Origin of the sequence: Streptosporangium sp. OZ121, from assembly GCF_051918885.1 — a bacterium.
In the GTDB taxonomy this organism is placed as follows: Bacteria; Actinomycetota; Actinomycetes; order Streptosporangiales; family Streptosporangiaceae; genus Streptosporangium.
In genome coordinates, this window is record NZ_JBPXMC010000031.1 from 75709 (window position 1) to 89611 (window position 13903).

At 70.9% G+C, this 13903-nt stretch carries 12 protein-coding genes; 7 read left to right on the forward strand and 5 right to left on the reverse strand.

Annotated features, from left to right (window positions below; genetic code table 11):
- Positions 1–65: 65 nt before the first annotated feature.
- The gene (locus ACTOQ1_RS35975; protein ID WP_440072441.1) at positions 66–1223 is read left to right on the forward strand and encodes a DUF4192 domain-containing protein; all 1158 of its coding nucleotides are present in this window, start codon (positions 66–68) and stop codon (positions 1221–1223) included.
- On the opposite strand, the gene ACTOQ1_RS35980 is transcribed toward ACTOQ1_RS35975, so the two are convergent.
- On the reverse strand, positions 1217–2239 hold the full coding sequence (locus tag ACTOQ1_RS35980; protein ID WP_440072442.1) for a glycosyltransferase family A protein: 1023 nt from the start codon (positions 2237–2239) through the stop codon (positions 1217–1219). The two genes, ACTOQ1_RS35975 and ACTOQ1_RS35980, sit on opposite strands and share 7 nt — an antisense overlap.
- 418 nt (positions 2240–2657) lie before the next feature.
- Between ACTOQ1_RS35980 and ACTOQ1_RS35985 the strand changes: the two genes are divergently transcribed.
- From ACTOQ1_RS35985 to ACTOQ1_RS36010, 6 genes are all read left to right on the forward strand, one after another.
- Positions 2658–3884 carry an endonuclease/exonuclease/phosphatase family protein gene (locus ACTOQ1_RS35985; protein WP_440072443.1) on the forward strand — a complete coding sequence of 409 codons (1227 nt, stop codon included), beginning with the start codon at positions 2658–2660 and terminating at the stop codon, positions 3882–3884.
- Positions 3885–3902: 18 nt separating this feature from the next.
- A complete protein-coding gene (locus tag ACTOQ1_RS35990) occupies positions 3903–4988 on the forward strand; it encodes a glycosyltransferase family 2 protein (protein ID WP_440072444.1) in 1086 nt (361 codons plus the stop codon).
- A complete protein-coding gene (locus ACTOQ1_RS35995; RefSeq protein ID WP_440072445.1) occupies positions 4985–6019 on the forward strand; it encodes a lysylphosphatidylglycerol synthase domain-containing protein in 1035 nt (344 codons plus the stop codon). Before ACTOQ1_RS35990 ends, ACTOQ1_RS35995 begins: the two co-directional genes overlap by 4 nt.
- 93 nt (positions 6020–6112) lie before the next feature.
- Positions 6113–7144: a glycosyltransferase family 2 protein gene (locus ACTOQ1_RS36000; RefSeq protein ID WP_440072446.1), complete on the forward strand. Its 1032-nt coding sequence runs from the start codon at positions 6113–6115 to the stop codon at positions 7142–7144.
- A gap of 3 nt (positions 7145–7147) precedes the next feature.
- Complete coding sequence (locus ACTOQ1_RS36005) at positions 7148–8182, forward strand: glycosyltransferase (protein ID WP_440072447.1); 1035 nt, start codon at positions 7148–7150, stop codon at positions 8180–8182.
- Positions 8183–8237: 55 nt separating this feature from the next.
- Positions 8238–9410: an endonuclease/exonuclease/phosphatase family protein gene (locus ACTOQ1_RS36010; protein WP_440072448.1), complete on the forward strand. Its 1173-nt coding sequence runs from the start codon at positions 8238–8240 to the stop codon at positions 9408–9410.
- A gap of 66 nt (positions 9411–9476) precedes the next feature.
- On the opposite strand, the gene ACTOQ1_RS36015 is transcribed toward ACTOQ1_RS36010, so the two are convergent.
- From ACTOQ1_RS36015 to ACTOQ1_RS36030, 4 genes are read right to left on the reverse strand one after another with little or no spacing between them, the layout of a single operon-like run.
- Positions 9477–10340 carry an AfsR/SARP family transcriptional regulator gene (locus ACTOQ1_RS36015; protein ID WP_440072449.1) on the reverse strand — a complete coding sequence of 288 codons (864 nt, stop codon included), beginning with the start codon at positions 10338–10340 and terminating at the stop codon, positions 9477–9479.
- Positions 10341–10360: 20 nt separating this feature from the next.
- Positions 10361–11326 carry a UbiA prenyltransferase family protein gene (locus ACTOQ1_RS36020; protein ID WP_440072450.1) on the reverse strand — a complete coding sequence of 322 codons (966 nt, stop codon included), beginning with the start codon at positions 11324–11326 and terminating at the stop codon, positions 10361–10363.
- 15 nt (positions 11327–11341) lie between these two features.
- Entirely contained in the window at positions 11342–12382 is a 1041-nt protein-coding gene (locus tag ACTOQ1_RS36025; RefSeq protein WP_440072451.1) for an NAD-dependent epimerase/dehydratase family protein, read from the reverse strand.
- The gene (locus ACTOQ1_RS36030) at positions 12364–13755 is read right to left on the reverse strand and encodes an aspartate aminotransferase family protein (protein WP_440072452.1); all 1392 of its coding nucleotides are present in this window, start codon (positions 13753–13755) and stop codon (positions 12364–12366) included. Before ACTOQ1_RS36030 ends, ACTOQ1_RS36025 begins: the two co-directional genes overlap by 19 nt.
- Positions 13756–13903: the final 148 nt, after the last annotated feature.

Below are 13903 nucleotides of genomic sequence, written 5' to 3' on the forward strand. Positions count from 1 at the left end.
GGGGCTTTCCACAGAAAGGGGTTCGGTGCGGAGGCGGTGGCCCGGTTCCGGCGAGGCTTCGGGACATGACACCCGATACCCCGGCCTCGCCCGAGCCCTCGTCCTCTCCGCTCGCCTCGCCGCCCCGGCTCCTGCTCGGTTCCACTGAGGACGTCCTGGGCGCCGTTCCCTACCTGCTGGGGTTCCACCCCGCCGACAGCCTGGTCGTCATCGGCATCACCGGCAGCCCGTCCAGGGGCAGGCTGCATCTCACCGTCCGGTGGGACCTGCCCCTGGGGCCCGGCGGCCTCGGCCGGATCGTCCCGCTCCTCGGGAAGGAGGGCGTCACCCAGGTCGTCGTGGTCGGTTACGGTGCCGGACCGCTGGTGACCCCGGCCGTCGACGAGGCCGTGGCGCTGTTCCGCCGGAGCGAGCTCACCGTCGTCGACGCGCTCCGGGTGGAAGGCGGCCGCTACTGGTCGTACGGATGCTCACGGACCGACTGCTGCTCGGCCGACGGCATGCCGTACGAGCGACGGGCCGGCGCGGTCGCGGCGGAGGCGGTCCTGCACGGGCTGGTCGCCCTGCCGGACAGGCAGACCCTGGAGCGCTCGCTCGACCCGGTCACCGGGCCCGCGCGGGAGGCCATCCGCGAGGCGACGGGCCGCCTCACGGAGGAGATGCGCGGCAGGCTCGCCGGATGCCACGACGCCGACGGGTTCGCGGCGGAGTTCGTCGCGGACGGCATGGCCAGGGTTCGCGAGGCGATCGCCACCTACGCCTCCGGAGGGCGGCTCGGCGAGGAGCAGGCGGCCAGGCTGGGGCTCGACCTGGCGGTGATCAGGATCCGTGACGAGGCGTGGGCGCTGGTCACCGACGAGAGCCACGACGCGCATCTCAAGCTCTGGCACGACCTCACCCGGAGGCTGGAGCCGAGGTTCGTGCCTCCGGTGGCCTCGTTACTCGGCCTGGTCGCCTGGCGGCGGGGAGACTCCGCGCTGGCGGGCGTCGCCCTCACCCGGGCGCACGAGGCCGACCCCGGATACTCGATGGCCAACCTGCTCGCGCACGCGATCCACCATCTGGTCCCGCCCCACGTGCTCGACGACAGGATGCCCAGCCCCGAGGAGCTCGACCAGGAGATGGGCAGTCCCCGGATGGCCTGGCTGCTCCCGATGGCCGCGCTGCTGGAGGAGCCGGGCGGCCTCGGATGCGAGGAGGCCGCCACGCCGACACGTCATTGATTGTTCAGGTCACCGGTCCGGGGGACCCAGGGAACGCTCGGCCGCCCTCTCTGCAGGAGACGCTGGAGCACGCCGACTCCCGCTCCCGTCGCTCCCACGAGGGTGACCAGAAGGTGGACGGCACTGAAGTAGAGGCCGAAGAGGAGGCCCCGGCGGGCGAACACCCGTCGGTAGGTGCTGCCGTCGAGGACCACGGCGGCGGCGACGAGCAGCGGCGACACGAGGGCGCCGACCGGGCCGGCCAGCAGGGGCAGCAGGAGCGCCGGCACGGCGGCGACCAGCAGGACACCGCCGAACGCGCGCGGCACGGAGTCGCCCGGCGTCTCGCCCCGGGTCCACTCCCGCGCGCTCACCCGTGCGCGCCGGAACACCTTGCTCAGGATCATCCGCATCGTGGAGTCGTGGTCGGCCCGGCCACAGACGGCGGCGGTGATGCGCACCTCGTAGCCTTTCCGCATCAGCCGGGAACGGTAGTCCGCGGACACCGTGTCGCTCAGATGCGGGTTGAAGGGGCCGATCTCCTTGAACACCTCGGCCGACACGGCGAGCACGGCCGCGTGCAGTTCGAGGGTCGGACGGTCGGTCGGCATCCACCAGTGATACATCTGCAGCGCGCGATACTGCGCGGGGAGGGTCCGGGCCGCCAGCGGCTCGGGGTGCAGGATGCCTCCCAGGGCACCCAGCCTGGGTTCGGCCTGGAGGATGTTCACCGCGTTCTCCACGGCGTCCGGGTCGAGGGCGATGTCGCCGTCCTGGAAGAGCAGGATCTCGCCGTGGGAGTGTTCCGCGCCGAGGTTGCGCGCGGTCGACGCCCCGCTGTTCACCTCGGTGCGCAGCACGGTGACGCCCATCGACCTCGCCACCTCCGCCGCGTCCTCGGTGCCGCAGTCGTCCACCACGATGACCTCGATGGGGGAGTAGGTCTGCTTCTCCAGCGCGCGCAGGCACAGACGCAACACGTGGGATCGGTTGAAGCTGGGGATGATGACCGAGACTAGCGGGCGTTCTCGATTCACAGGTCGCTCCATTGGCTGAAGGCCGCTCTTTCCGAACCGCCGGGTGTCGGCCGATGATCAGGGCGGGCAGCCCCGGTGTGTCTTCGGTCGACCGGCCGTGGCTCGTCGCCCGGCCTCCGACCGCCTTGCTTCCCGTTCACGCTAGCCGCGACGGCTTGTCTCATTCTTGTCGTTCGGTCCGCCATGGCATACGGTTCCCTTTCTGCGCGGCCTACGCGGCTTGTACGGGCCTGCGCGGTCTACGCGGCTTGTACGGCCTGTACGGTCTGCGCGGTCCGGGGCCGAGGCCTGCGCGGTCCGCGGCGCGGACGACAAGGAAGCGACAAGAACCGGTCAGTACGTTGAGGTGCCGCTGGAAGTGACCGCGGATCGTCAATGGCTCTCGCCGGCCTGACCTACGTGCCGAGGTGGTGTGCTGATGGTCGACCGGGACATCATGACCGAGGATCAGCCCACGGATGTCCCCCCGGAGAAGCCGGCCGGCCGATGGGCTCGCCTCGGCCGGTTCGTCCGGCCGCGGCGGCGGTGGTGCCTGGGCACCCGGCTGGTGGTGACCGCCACCACGGGGTGGCTGCTGTTCGTGGTCGCGCATCTGCTGGCGAGCGGCCGCACCTCGCTGTGGGCCCCGCTCGACCTGATGCCGCCGTTCATGTTCGTGCTGGTGCCGTCGCTGGTGCTGGTGGTGGCGCCGCTGGCGCGCCCGGTCCGCCGGCGGGTCATCCCGGTGCTGGTGGTCACCCTGGTGCTCGGCGCGGGACAGAGCGGGATCAACGTGGCGACCCTCTGGTACACCCCGCCGCCCGCGCCGCCCGGGGCCGTCAAGGTGGTGACGTGGAACACCGAGTTCTGGGACCAGGACTGGCGCACCTCCGACGGAAACAACTATTCGCCCGGCTTCTACGACTACCTGCGGAAGATGGACGCGGACGTCTACCTGCTCGCGGAGTACCTCTACGTCGACACCTCGGCGGGGGACATGATGGCGTCGAAGTGGACCGCCGACATGGCACTCCGCATCGACAAGACGGCAGAGCTACGGCGCGAGTTCCCGGGGTACGAGGTCGCGACCTCCGGGGAGCTGATCACGCTCTCCCGGCTCCCCATCGTCGCGCAGCGCGGGCTCGACATGACCCCGTGGCTGCCCGAGGACCAGAAGACGGTGCCGGAGGTGATGCGCGACTGGCCGGACTCCTACACGGTCGAGACGCTGCGCACCGACATCCGGGTGAACGGCACGGTCGTCTCCTTCTACAACACGCAGATCAACCAGCCCCCGACCGAATGGCGGCTGTACGACGGCGAGGCCCGCGCCTCCAACCAGTACGCCCACAGCCGGCGGGAGGCGAGCTACCGGGCGCTTCGCGCGGACGTCGAGGCCAACGACCACCCGGTGGTGCTCGCCGGTGACCTGAACACCACCCCGGCGATGGGGATGCTCCGGTTGCTGCCGGAGAAACTGGTCGACCCCACCGAGGCGCTGCCGTCCCTCTACCCGGCCACCTATCTCGCCGGAACCGCCGAGCTCTGGCGGATCGACTGGGTGCTCACCACACCGGACGTCGTCGTGCACAGCTACGAGATGCCCGGAGCCGCCGGACTGTCCGACCACCGTCCTCAGCAAACGGTTCTATCGGTCGGCCACTGAGCCGTGGAAGGAATTGACATGACGGAACCGGCGACCGCGCGACCCGAGGATGTCGCGGTCATCGTGCCGAACTACAACAAGAAGAAGACTCTCCGCGCCTGCCTGGAGGCGGTGTACGCGCAGACGTACCCCCCGGCCGAGGTGATCGTGGTCGACGACCGCAGCACGGACGGCTCGCTGGACATCGCGCGGGAGTTCCCGTGCACGATCGTCGAGCTGCCGACCAACCAGGGGCCGTCGGGGGCACGCAACACCGGGGTCGACTCCAGCACCTCGCCCCTGCTGTTCTTCGTGGACTCCGACACGGCGCTCGCCCCGGACGCCGTGGAGAACGCGGTGCGGGCCTACCGGGAGACGCCCGACTGCGGCATGGTCCAGGGGATCTACGACAAGGAGCCGCTGTACGACGACGGCCTGGTGGAGAGATACCGCGTCTTCTCCGAGCACTTCGACCGCCAGCGGGCGGTGTCCACGTTCCTGTCCAACTCGCTGATCCCGCGCACGGTCTACCGCGAGGCGGGCGGGCTGGACGAGCGGCTGCGCGACGGTGAGGACTTCGAGTTCGGCAACCGGGTGCCGTCCAGGTACCGGCTGGTGGTGACCGCGACCGTGGTCACCAAAGCGGACGACGTCGACCGGTTCTGGGAGTGCATGTGGGAGCGGTTCGTCAGGGCCAGCACCCTGCCGGTGATCATGTTGCGGGCGCGGCGGCTGTACGACGACGACACGATCGGGTTCCGGCTGGACATGATCGGCCCGGATCCCCGCACCCGCCGCCTGCCGCCGCGGATCTCCTCCGTCTCGGCGGCGCTGAGCCTGTTCACGCTGCCGTTCGTCTTCCTCGCGCCGTGGCTGCTGGTGGTGCTCGCGCTGCTGTTGACGGCCTTCGTGACGGTGAACCGTGACTTCCTCCGATACTCCCACCGCCACCGGGGCGCGGGCTTCGCGTTCCAGATGGCCGTGATGCAGTTCTGCTACCACACGGCGTTCTTCCTCGGAGCCGGTGCGGGGCTGCCACGGCTCGTCTACGAGCTGCTTCGCCGCCAGGGGCACCCGGCCAAGACCGGTCTGACCCCGGTCTCCCCGGCCGGTGCGCCAGAGTGACCGAGAGCCGGCCGTGGCGCCCGTCGTGGCGCCCGCCCCGCGCGCTCGTGCGCGCCCTGATCGCGGCGTTCGCGCTGGTCCTGGTGGGCGCGGTGGCGGCGGCACTGGCCGGGCAGGACTGGAGCGTGGTCTCCGTCATGCTCGCCGGGAGCGACGGCGGGCGGATCGGACTGCTGCTGGCCGGCGCGCTGATCATCAGCATGGCCGGGCTGGGGTTCGGCTACCTGGCGTGGCGGGCGGTGCTGTTCGAGCTCGGCCCGCCGGTCGGCGAACCGCGGGTGGCGCGCGTCTTCTTCGTGACGTTCCTGAGCAAGTACGTGCCGGGAAAGGTGCCGGGCCTGATCGCCGCGACCAAGGTGGCCACCGCCAACGGCGTCGGTTTCGGGCGGCTGATGGGCACGGCGGCGCTCAGCATGAGCCTGGTCCTGCTGACCGGCCTCACGATCGGGCTGCTCGCGGGCGTGCACATGCTCGGCACCCAGGTGGCGTGGCTGGTGGCTGTGGCGACGGTGCTGATCGTGGTCGTGCTGGTACGGCCGCAGCTGGTCAACCACGGCGCGCACCTGGTGCTGCGGGTGCTGCGCCGGCCGGACCCGGCCAGGTCGGCCTCGCCGCGCGGGATACGGTTCGCGGTCGTCGCGCAGGCGGTGTCGTGGCTGGTCACCGGCCTGCACCTGTGGCTGCTGGCGGTCGCGATGGGAGCCGACCCGCTGCCGTCCCTGGGACTGTGCGTGGGCGCGTTCACCCTGGCCACGACGGTCGGGATGCTGACGGTCGTGCTGCCCGACGGGATCGGTGTCCGCGAGGCGGTGCTGACCGCCGCCCTGACGGTGGTGCTGCCCGCGCCGGCGGCCGCGGTGGTGGCGGTGGCCAGCCGGCTGGTCTCCACGGTCGGCGAGGTGGCGCTGGGAGCGGCGGCGCTGGCGGTGGCCGAGGTCGTCATCCGGCGTGACCCGGCCTCGGCCTCGGTATCGACAGCGGAGCCGGAGCCCACACCGGAACCGGCGCCGGCGGGAGACAAGCAGCCCTGACAAGCATCGGAACAGACCAACGCGTGCGAGCGTCCGCCGGGCGGGTCCCCTCCCGGCCGGCGGGCGCCCGCCAACCCGAAGGGGTCATCGACCATGGATGAGCAGCGGCCACTGGTCTCGGTCATCATTCCCAACTACAACTACGCCCGTACGCTGGACCTTTGCCTGAGCGCGCTGGAGCGGCAGGACTACCCGCACATCGAAGTGATCGTCGTCGACGACCGGAGCACCGACGACTCGGTGGAGATAGCCCACCGGCACGGGGTGCGGGTGCTGGTCACCGACACCAACATCGGGGCGCCGGCGGCGCGCAACCTCGGCGTCGAGCACGCGCGCGGGGAGGTGCTGTTCTTCCTCGACTCGGATGTGGCGCTCACCCCCGACACGGTCGGCAACGCGGTCGCGCTGCTCACGTCCGATCCCACGCTGGGGGTGGTGTGCGGCACCTACGAGCCGGAGCCGCTGATCCCCGACAGCCGCGTGGAGCGGTACCGAAGCCTCCAGCTGCACTACTGGATCTCCGGTGACGCGGGCGACATCACCACGATCTACTCGGCGATCTTCGCGATGTGGACCAGGGTCTTCCACGAGATCGGCCCGCTCAACCCGGCGTTGCGCCACAGCGAGAACGCCGACTACGGCCACCGGATCACCCAGCGCTACCGGATCGTGCTGGACACCGCGATCAGGGGCGCGCACGACCACGACGACAAGCTGAGCGTGGTGCTGTCGAAGTTCTTCCACCGCGCGCGCCTGCACATCCCGCTGTACCTGCGCCGGCCGGACTTCAACGGCGGCCCGACCAACAGCAGCCGCGGCTGGGGCTCGCTCGCCGCCCTGTTCGCGGTGGTCACCGCGCCGCTGCCGGTGTTGTTCGGCCCGCTCTGGCTGCTCGTGCCGCTCGTGCTGCTGATCGGCTCCATCGCCTCCGACCTGGGGATGTACCGCTTCGTCTGGGGCTACGCCGGTGCGGCGTTCACCGTCTACTTCACCGCGATCCACTTCCTGGTGAACGTCACCGTCGCGCTGGCGGTGTTCGCGGGTGCCGCGCAGTGCGTGCTGTCCAGCCGGTTCCGGCACACCTACGACATGCCGGAGACGTCCGCGCCGGCGATGGGAGCGTGAGCGATGGACGGCCCGCTGGTGTCGGTGATCGTGCCCAACTACAACTACGCCGGCTCCCTGGAGCTGTGCCTGCGCGCCCTGCAGGAGCAGACCTACCGGCCGATCGAGCTGATCATGGTGGACGACGGCAGCACCGACGACTCCGTCGCGGTCGCGGAGCGGCTCGGCGTCCGGGTCGTCCACACCGAGCGCAATCTGGGGGTGGCCGGCGCGCGCAACCTCGGCACCACCCACGCCCGTGGCGAGATCCTGGTGTTCGTCGACTCCGACGTGGCCGCCTACCCCGACGCCGTCGAGGTGGCGGTGGGCATGCTCGCGGCCGACCCGCGGCTCGGGGCGGTGTGCAGCATCCACGACCCGGAGCCGCTGATCCGCGACAGTCTCGTCGAGGAGTACCGGGCGCTGCAGTACTACTACTGGACGGCGAGTTCCGAGGGGCCCATCTCGTTCCTCTTCCCGGCCATGGTCGCGATGCCCCGCCACGTGTTCGACGAGGTCGGGCAGTTCAACACCCGGCTGCGCGAGACCGAGGAGGTCGACTACGGCCATCGCCTCACCCAGCGGTACGACATGGTGCTCACCTCGGCGGTGCGCTCCCGGCACGACCACGACGACGAGCTGGCCAAGTTGCTGCGCAAGCTGTTCAAGCGGGGGCGCGCCCGGGTGCCGCTGTACGCCAGGCGCAAGCGCTTCGCCCGCGGGTTCGAGACCTCGAACCGGGCCGGCGGCAGCCTCGCCGCGCTGGCGGCGGTGGCCACGCTGCCGGCGGTGGCGTTCGGCCCGGCCGGCGCCGCGCTGCCGGCCCTCGCCCTGGCCGTGTCGATCCTGGCGGACCTCGGGATGTACCGGTTCGTGCTGCGGCGAAGAGGCGCGCTGTTCCTGCTCTACTACGGTACGGTGCATTTCGTGGTGAACGTGACCATCGCCGCCGGGGTGGCGGCCGGGGTCGTGCAGTGGTTCTGCTCCGCCAGGTTCCGCCGGCTCTACGATTCCGACCTGCTCGTGCGGCCCTCGGCCGCCGGGGAGGCGGCGACGTGACGGCCCGTCGGTGCCCGCCCGTGCCACACGCACGTTCCGGACCCGGCCGCGGTCGATGACCGACACGCGGGTGGTGACCGCGACCGCCGGGCCGGAGCCCGTCCGGCGGTCGCGCTGGTGGATCTGGCCGCTGCTGTCCGCGCCGGTCGCCTGGCTGGTGTTCGTGGCGCTCCACCGCGTGCTGTCCGGCCGGGTGTGGTGGTGGCAGGCCCCGGAGCTCGTCCCGCCGCTCGCCTTCGCGGTCCTGCCGGTCCTGCTGCTCGCGGTGGCCCTGCCGGCGCGCAGGGCCCGGGGGTGGATCGCGGCGGTGACGCTCGCCTCCCTGGTGCTCGGCGGAGGACTGAGCGGGCTCAACCCCGCCGCCCTGTGGCACCGCCCCCCGCCCGCCCCGCCGGGCGCGATCACGGTGTTCTCCTGGAACACGTTGTACTGGGACATGGTGGTGGGCGGGGAGACGATGCCACCGCCCACCGGCACGCCGGCGCGTGACGTCGACGACTTCTACCGGTATCTGCACGACCAGAAGGCGGACGTGTATCTCCTGCAGGAGTACATCTACTTCGGCCCGGACTCGAAGGCGATCCGGGTGGACGACCTGGCCAGGCTGCGCCGGGAGTTTCCCGGCTATCACATCGCCGCGGCGAGCGAGATGGTGACGGTCTCCCGTTTCCCGATCGTCCTGGAGCGGGGGCTCGACCTCCGCCCGTGGGTGTCGGAGAAACGCGACGCGGTGCTGCCCCCCGACCCGGGCCTGCCTGGTTTCTCCGCGGTGAAGACGCTGCGCACGGACGTACGCGTCGGCGGGGGGAGCGGGAACGGCGGGAAGACCGTCTCGTTCTACAACACGCACATCAACTCCCCCGTCCACGCGTTCCCGCCGGGCCCGGACCCCCGCCGCCTCAACCGGACCCAGCACGAGCGGCGGCAGGCCAACCTCCGCGCGCTCGCGGCCGACGTGGAGAGCAATCCGCACCCGGCCGTGCTGGCCGGGGATTTCAACGCCTCACCGGCGATGGGCATCCTGCGCCTGCTGCCGGACCGGCTGGTCGACGCCACCCCGGTGCTCGAATCGCTCTACCCCACCTCCTGGGACGACCGATGGCCGCTGTGGCGGATCGACTGGGCGTTCACCACGCCGGACGTCACCGTGCACCGGTACGGGCTGGTGCGGTCGGAGGGCCTTTCCGACCACAGCGGGCAACGCCTGGTCATCTCGACGAGCGGGTGATCCGGACAAGAGGGGACGAGGGCTCCGGGGTCTCCGGGGGCTCGGGGGGGGGATCCGGGAGAACGGTCAGGGCCTGGACAGCACCCGGTCGGGCACGTGGGCCGCGGGGCGGGTCCAGCTCGGCGGCTGCCCGAGTGGTGCCCAGCCGGTGACGGCGTGGTGGACGCCGGCCAGGACCACCTCCTCGGCCGCCCAGACCGGCAGGTCGTGGTCGCCGCGCAGGATCTCCTGGTGCAGCGCGCGCAGCTCCGGCCCCGGCTCGATGCCCAGGTGGTCGGCCAGGTACCCGCGCAGGCGCGCGTACTGGGCCACCGCCTCCGCGGTGCGTCCCAGGGCGCAGAGCGCGCGCATCAGCATGCTCGCGAGCGGCTCCACGAGCGGGTAGCGGGGAACGAGGGGGGTGAGTTCGGTGACCACCGCGTCGGGCCGTCCCAGCCGCAGGTGTGCCTGCGCCCAGGTGACGACGGCGCCGACGAACTGCTGCTCGATGCTGTAGCGCATCCGGGAGGCCCAGTCTCCGGAGATGCCGGTCAGCGGCGAGCCGCGCCACAGTTCCATCGCCTCGGCCAGCAGCGCGGCCCGGGCGGAGTCGTCGCCGGCATGGGTCTGCGCCTGTTTGGCCAGACGGTGGAACCGGTGGGCGTCCACCCGGTCGGGGTCGGCCTCCAGCACGTAGCCGCCGCCGCGGCGTTCGATGGCGACCGCGGTTCCCGCCAGTGCCTGCCGCAGGCGTGCGATGTGGGCGTACAGCGAATCCGTGGCCCGGTCCGGTGGAAGATTCCAGACCCGGTCGATCAACGTCTGAAGTGGCACGGGATGGTTGACGTCGACCGCGAGGGCGGCCAGCACCGCACGTCGTTGCGGTGGCCCCAGGGGAACGCGCCGGCCGTCGGCGGTCACCTCGACCGGGCCCAGTATGCGGACTTCCATGCTTTCCTTCCGTGTCGCTCTCACAACGGGACGGGCTGGTGGGCGAGCACGAGCGTCACCCCCAGGGTGGCGGCCCACAACATCGAGTTGGCGACCATGACACGGTCCCGCAGCAGGATCCGGACCGGGTCACCGCCGCCTTCGTCCATCAGTTGGATCTGCAGGTAGCGGAAGAGGGCGAAGAGCGCGAAGGGCGTGGACAGCAGCATCGCCGTCTGGCCGTACTGGGGGCCGAACGGGCCCTCCTCGCGCAGGTAGATGAGGCCGGAGACGAGGGCGAGCACGGAGGCGATCTGCAGCAGCCAGTTGGTCAGCTCCATCGAGTAGCCGTGGAGCGCCGGCCGGTGCGCGGCACCGCTCTTCAGCTCCTGGCGCCGCTTGCCGATGAGCAGCAGCAGGGACATCGAGAACACCGTGACCAGCAGCCAGGCGGCGGCCCGTCCTCCGGCCACCTCGTACCCCTGGACGACCCGGAGGACGAAACAGACGGCTATCGTGCCCACGTCGACCAGCGGGACGTGTTTGAGATAGCGGCTGTACGCGATGTTGATCAGGAGGTACGCCACGATGGGCCAGTACGGTCCCGGGGTGAGGGCGATGACGGCGGTGAGCAGCGCGAGCAGGCCGGCACAGTAGGCGTAGGCGACCCTGATCCCCACGCGACCGGCGGCGACGGGACGGTGCCGCTTGACGGGATGGTGCAGGTCACGGTGCCGGTCGGCGATGTCGTTGCCGACGTAGACGGCGGAGGAGGCCAGGATGAACGCGACCGTGGCCAGGAGGATCTCGCCCACCGTGGCGAGGTTCCACAGGGAGGTGTCGATGAGCGCGAGCGGGACGAGGAGGATCGCCTTGGCCGCGTGCGAGGGCCGTATCAGCCTGAAGAGGTCCGTGACCAGGCGCGGCCGGGCTTCCGTTTTCTGGTCGGAGGCGGGTCCCCTGGGCCGCGGGAGTTCTGGAATGTCTGCCGATTCGACGACGTACATGCTTTTCCCGTCACTTCAGAAGAAGACTTTCGCCAGTGACAGCGCGCCCTGCCGCCACGCGTCGCGGCTGGTCTGGCCGGCGCCCCGCGGTGAGCCGGCGGTGCGATGCTCCCGCCACCAGGCGTACGTGCGGAGGATCGCGTCCCGGTTGGACAGCCGGGGCCGGAAGCCGAGCCGGTCCCTGGCCTTGTCGATGCTGACGTAGGAGTCGGCGAGCAGCTTGTGCACCAGCCGCCCGTACACCGGGGACAGCCGGGTCCGCTCCAGCAGCCGGAGCCCGGCCAGGGCCGGCCGGACGGGCAGCGACACGACGCGCCTGCCGTGCCCGGCCGTGTCGAGCACCGCCTGGAAGTCCTCCCGCAGCGTGCCGAACTCCGCGGCCGCGAGGTTGTAGGTGTCGTTCGCGACGTCCGCCGGTGCCGTCAGGACGCCGGCCACGGCGTCCACCAGGTCCTCTATGGCGAGCATCTGGATGCGTACGTCCCCGCGGCCGAGGACCGGGAAGTTCCGGCCCTCCTCGGCCCACTCGAAGAGCATCGCGAACAGGCCCATCCGGCCGGGGCCGAGGAAGGTCTTGGGGCGCAGGATCGGCACGCACATCCCGCCGGCCCGGTACTTGTCGGCCAGTTCCTCCGCCTCGGTCTTGGCCCTGGTGTAGGGGTCGACCGGCTCGCGCGGATGCTCCTCCGGGGTGGGCACCAGTTTCGGGAGCCCGTACACGGCGGTGGAGGAGATGTGGACCGTCCGCTCCACCCCGGCCCGGCGCGCGGCCTCCAGCACGCTGTGGGTGCCTCCGACGATCAGGCTCTGGATCTGCTCCGCCGGATAGCTCGGCAGCGCGCCGGCGCAGTGCACGACCGCGTCCGCCCCGGCCATCGCCTCGGCCATCAGCGCGACGTCGCGCACGTCGCCGACCCGGTGGCTCCATCCCGGGTCCGGGTCGGACGGCGGACGCAGGTCCACGCCGACCACCTCGTGGCCCGCGAGCACGAGCCGCCGGACCAGGTTGCCGCCGAGCATCCCGGCACTGCCGGTCACTACGACCCGAGAGGCCACCGCGATCCCACCTTCTCCCGCACGAACCGGGCGAGCAGCCGCGGCAGGCCCTTTGCCAGGGTCTTGTCGAGGCTCTGCACGAAGTACTCGACGTCGTCGGGTTCGATGGCGAGGGTCGGCGCGACGACGAGGGGGTTCTCGACGTTCGGGCTGTAGTACGACACGATGTCGTGCTCGCTGTAGAGCTCGGCGATCACCGAGAGGGTGATCAGCTTGGTACGGAAGTGCGGGTCGCCGGAGAAGCCGGGCACCAGCTTTCCCGCCAGGTCGAGCACCTTGGGTCCGCCGGTCAGGAACACCCCCCACAGCGCCCCCGTGCCGGTCACCTGGCCGACCACGTCCGGGTAGCGCTTCTGGACGTTCTCCAGGCCGGGCTTCAGGATGCGCTCGATCTGCCGCGCCCGCGCGGGAAAGTCCTCCTCGACGATCACGTTGATCGCCTCGATCGCGGTGACGGTCTCCTCGCCGAACCCGTAGTAGGTCGTGCTGTGCAGGATGACGTCGGAGAGCCGGTCGTACGCCTTGCGGAAGATGGGCTCCCGCGCGGTGTACCCGGCGATCGACGCCTTCCCGCCGCCCAGTGACTTCGAGTAGACGAGGATGTCGGGCAGCAGGTCCGGATAGCGCATGAAGTAGAAGAGGCTGCCGGTCTTGCCCCAGCCGGTGTACACCTCGTCGAAGATCATGATGATGTCGCGCTCGTCGCAGAGCCGCCGCAGCTCGCGGAGGTCCGGCTCCGACCAGGAGCGCATGCTCGACGCGCTGAACGGCTCGACCATGATCGCGTAGACGTCGCACTTCCCGTCGGGGGTGCGCGCGGCGTCGACCGCCGCCCGCACGGCCGCGAGGTCGCCGTACGGGTGCACGACGATCCCCGGGAGCCCGGGGAACCGGAACGAGTTCTCCGACGACCCGGTCAGGCTCCCCGCCCCGAGGGTCTTGCCGTGGAAGCTGATGTCGGAGCGCAGGATGGTGTTGCGCCGCCCGCCGTGATACTTGTACGCCATCTTGATGGCGCCCTCGTTGGCCTCGGCACCCGAGTTCGGGAAGTAGGAGATGTTCAGGTCGCCGGGCAGCAGCGTGGCCACGTTGTGGCTCAGCGCGGCCACGTACGGGGAGAAGAACGCCTTGTGGACCTCCATGCGCCTGGCCTCGGCGAAGCGGCGCCGGGCCGCCAGGATGCGCGGGTGGTTGTGGCCGTGGTTGAGGACGCCGACCCCGCCGGTGACGTCGAGGATCCGGCGGCCGTCACGGGTCCAGATCCAGGCGCCCTCGGCGCGCTCGGCGAGCTCGCGGCCGAAGCCGAACGAGGTCATGAGGTTGACCTGACTGCGGCTGACGTACTTCCCGTACAGGTTCTGGACCTGTTTCACGGTAAGGTTTTCACACTCATCGATGCCGATTAGCTCCGACACGTTCGCCCTTTCCTGGCGTCTTTCCGCGATTTTGCAGCTGCTGGCGTCACAGGTGAGTTCGGTCCGAGGATGGCAATCGTCGCGAGGTGGGTGCCCGTCGGGCTCC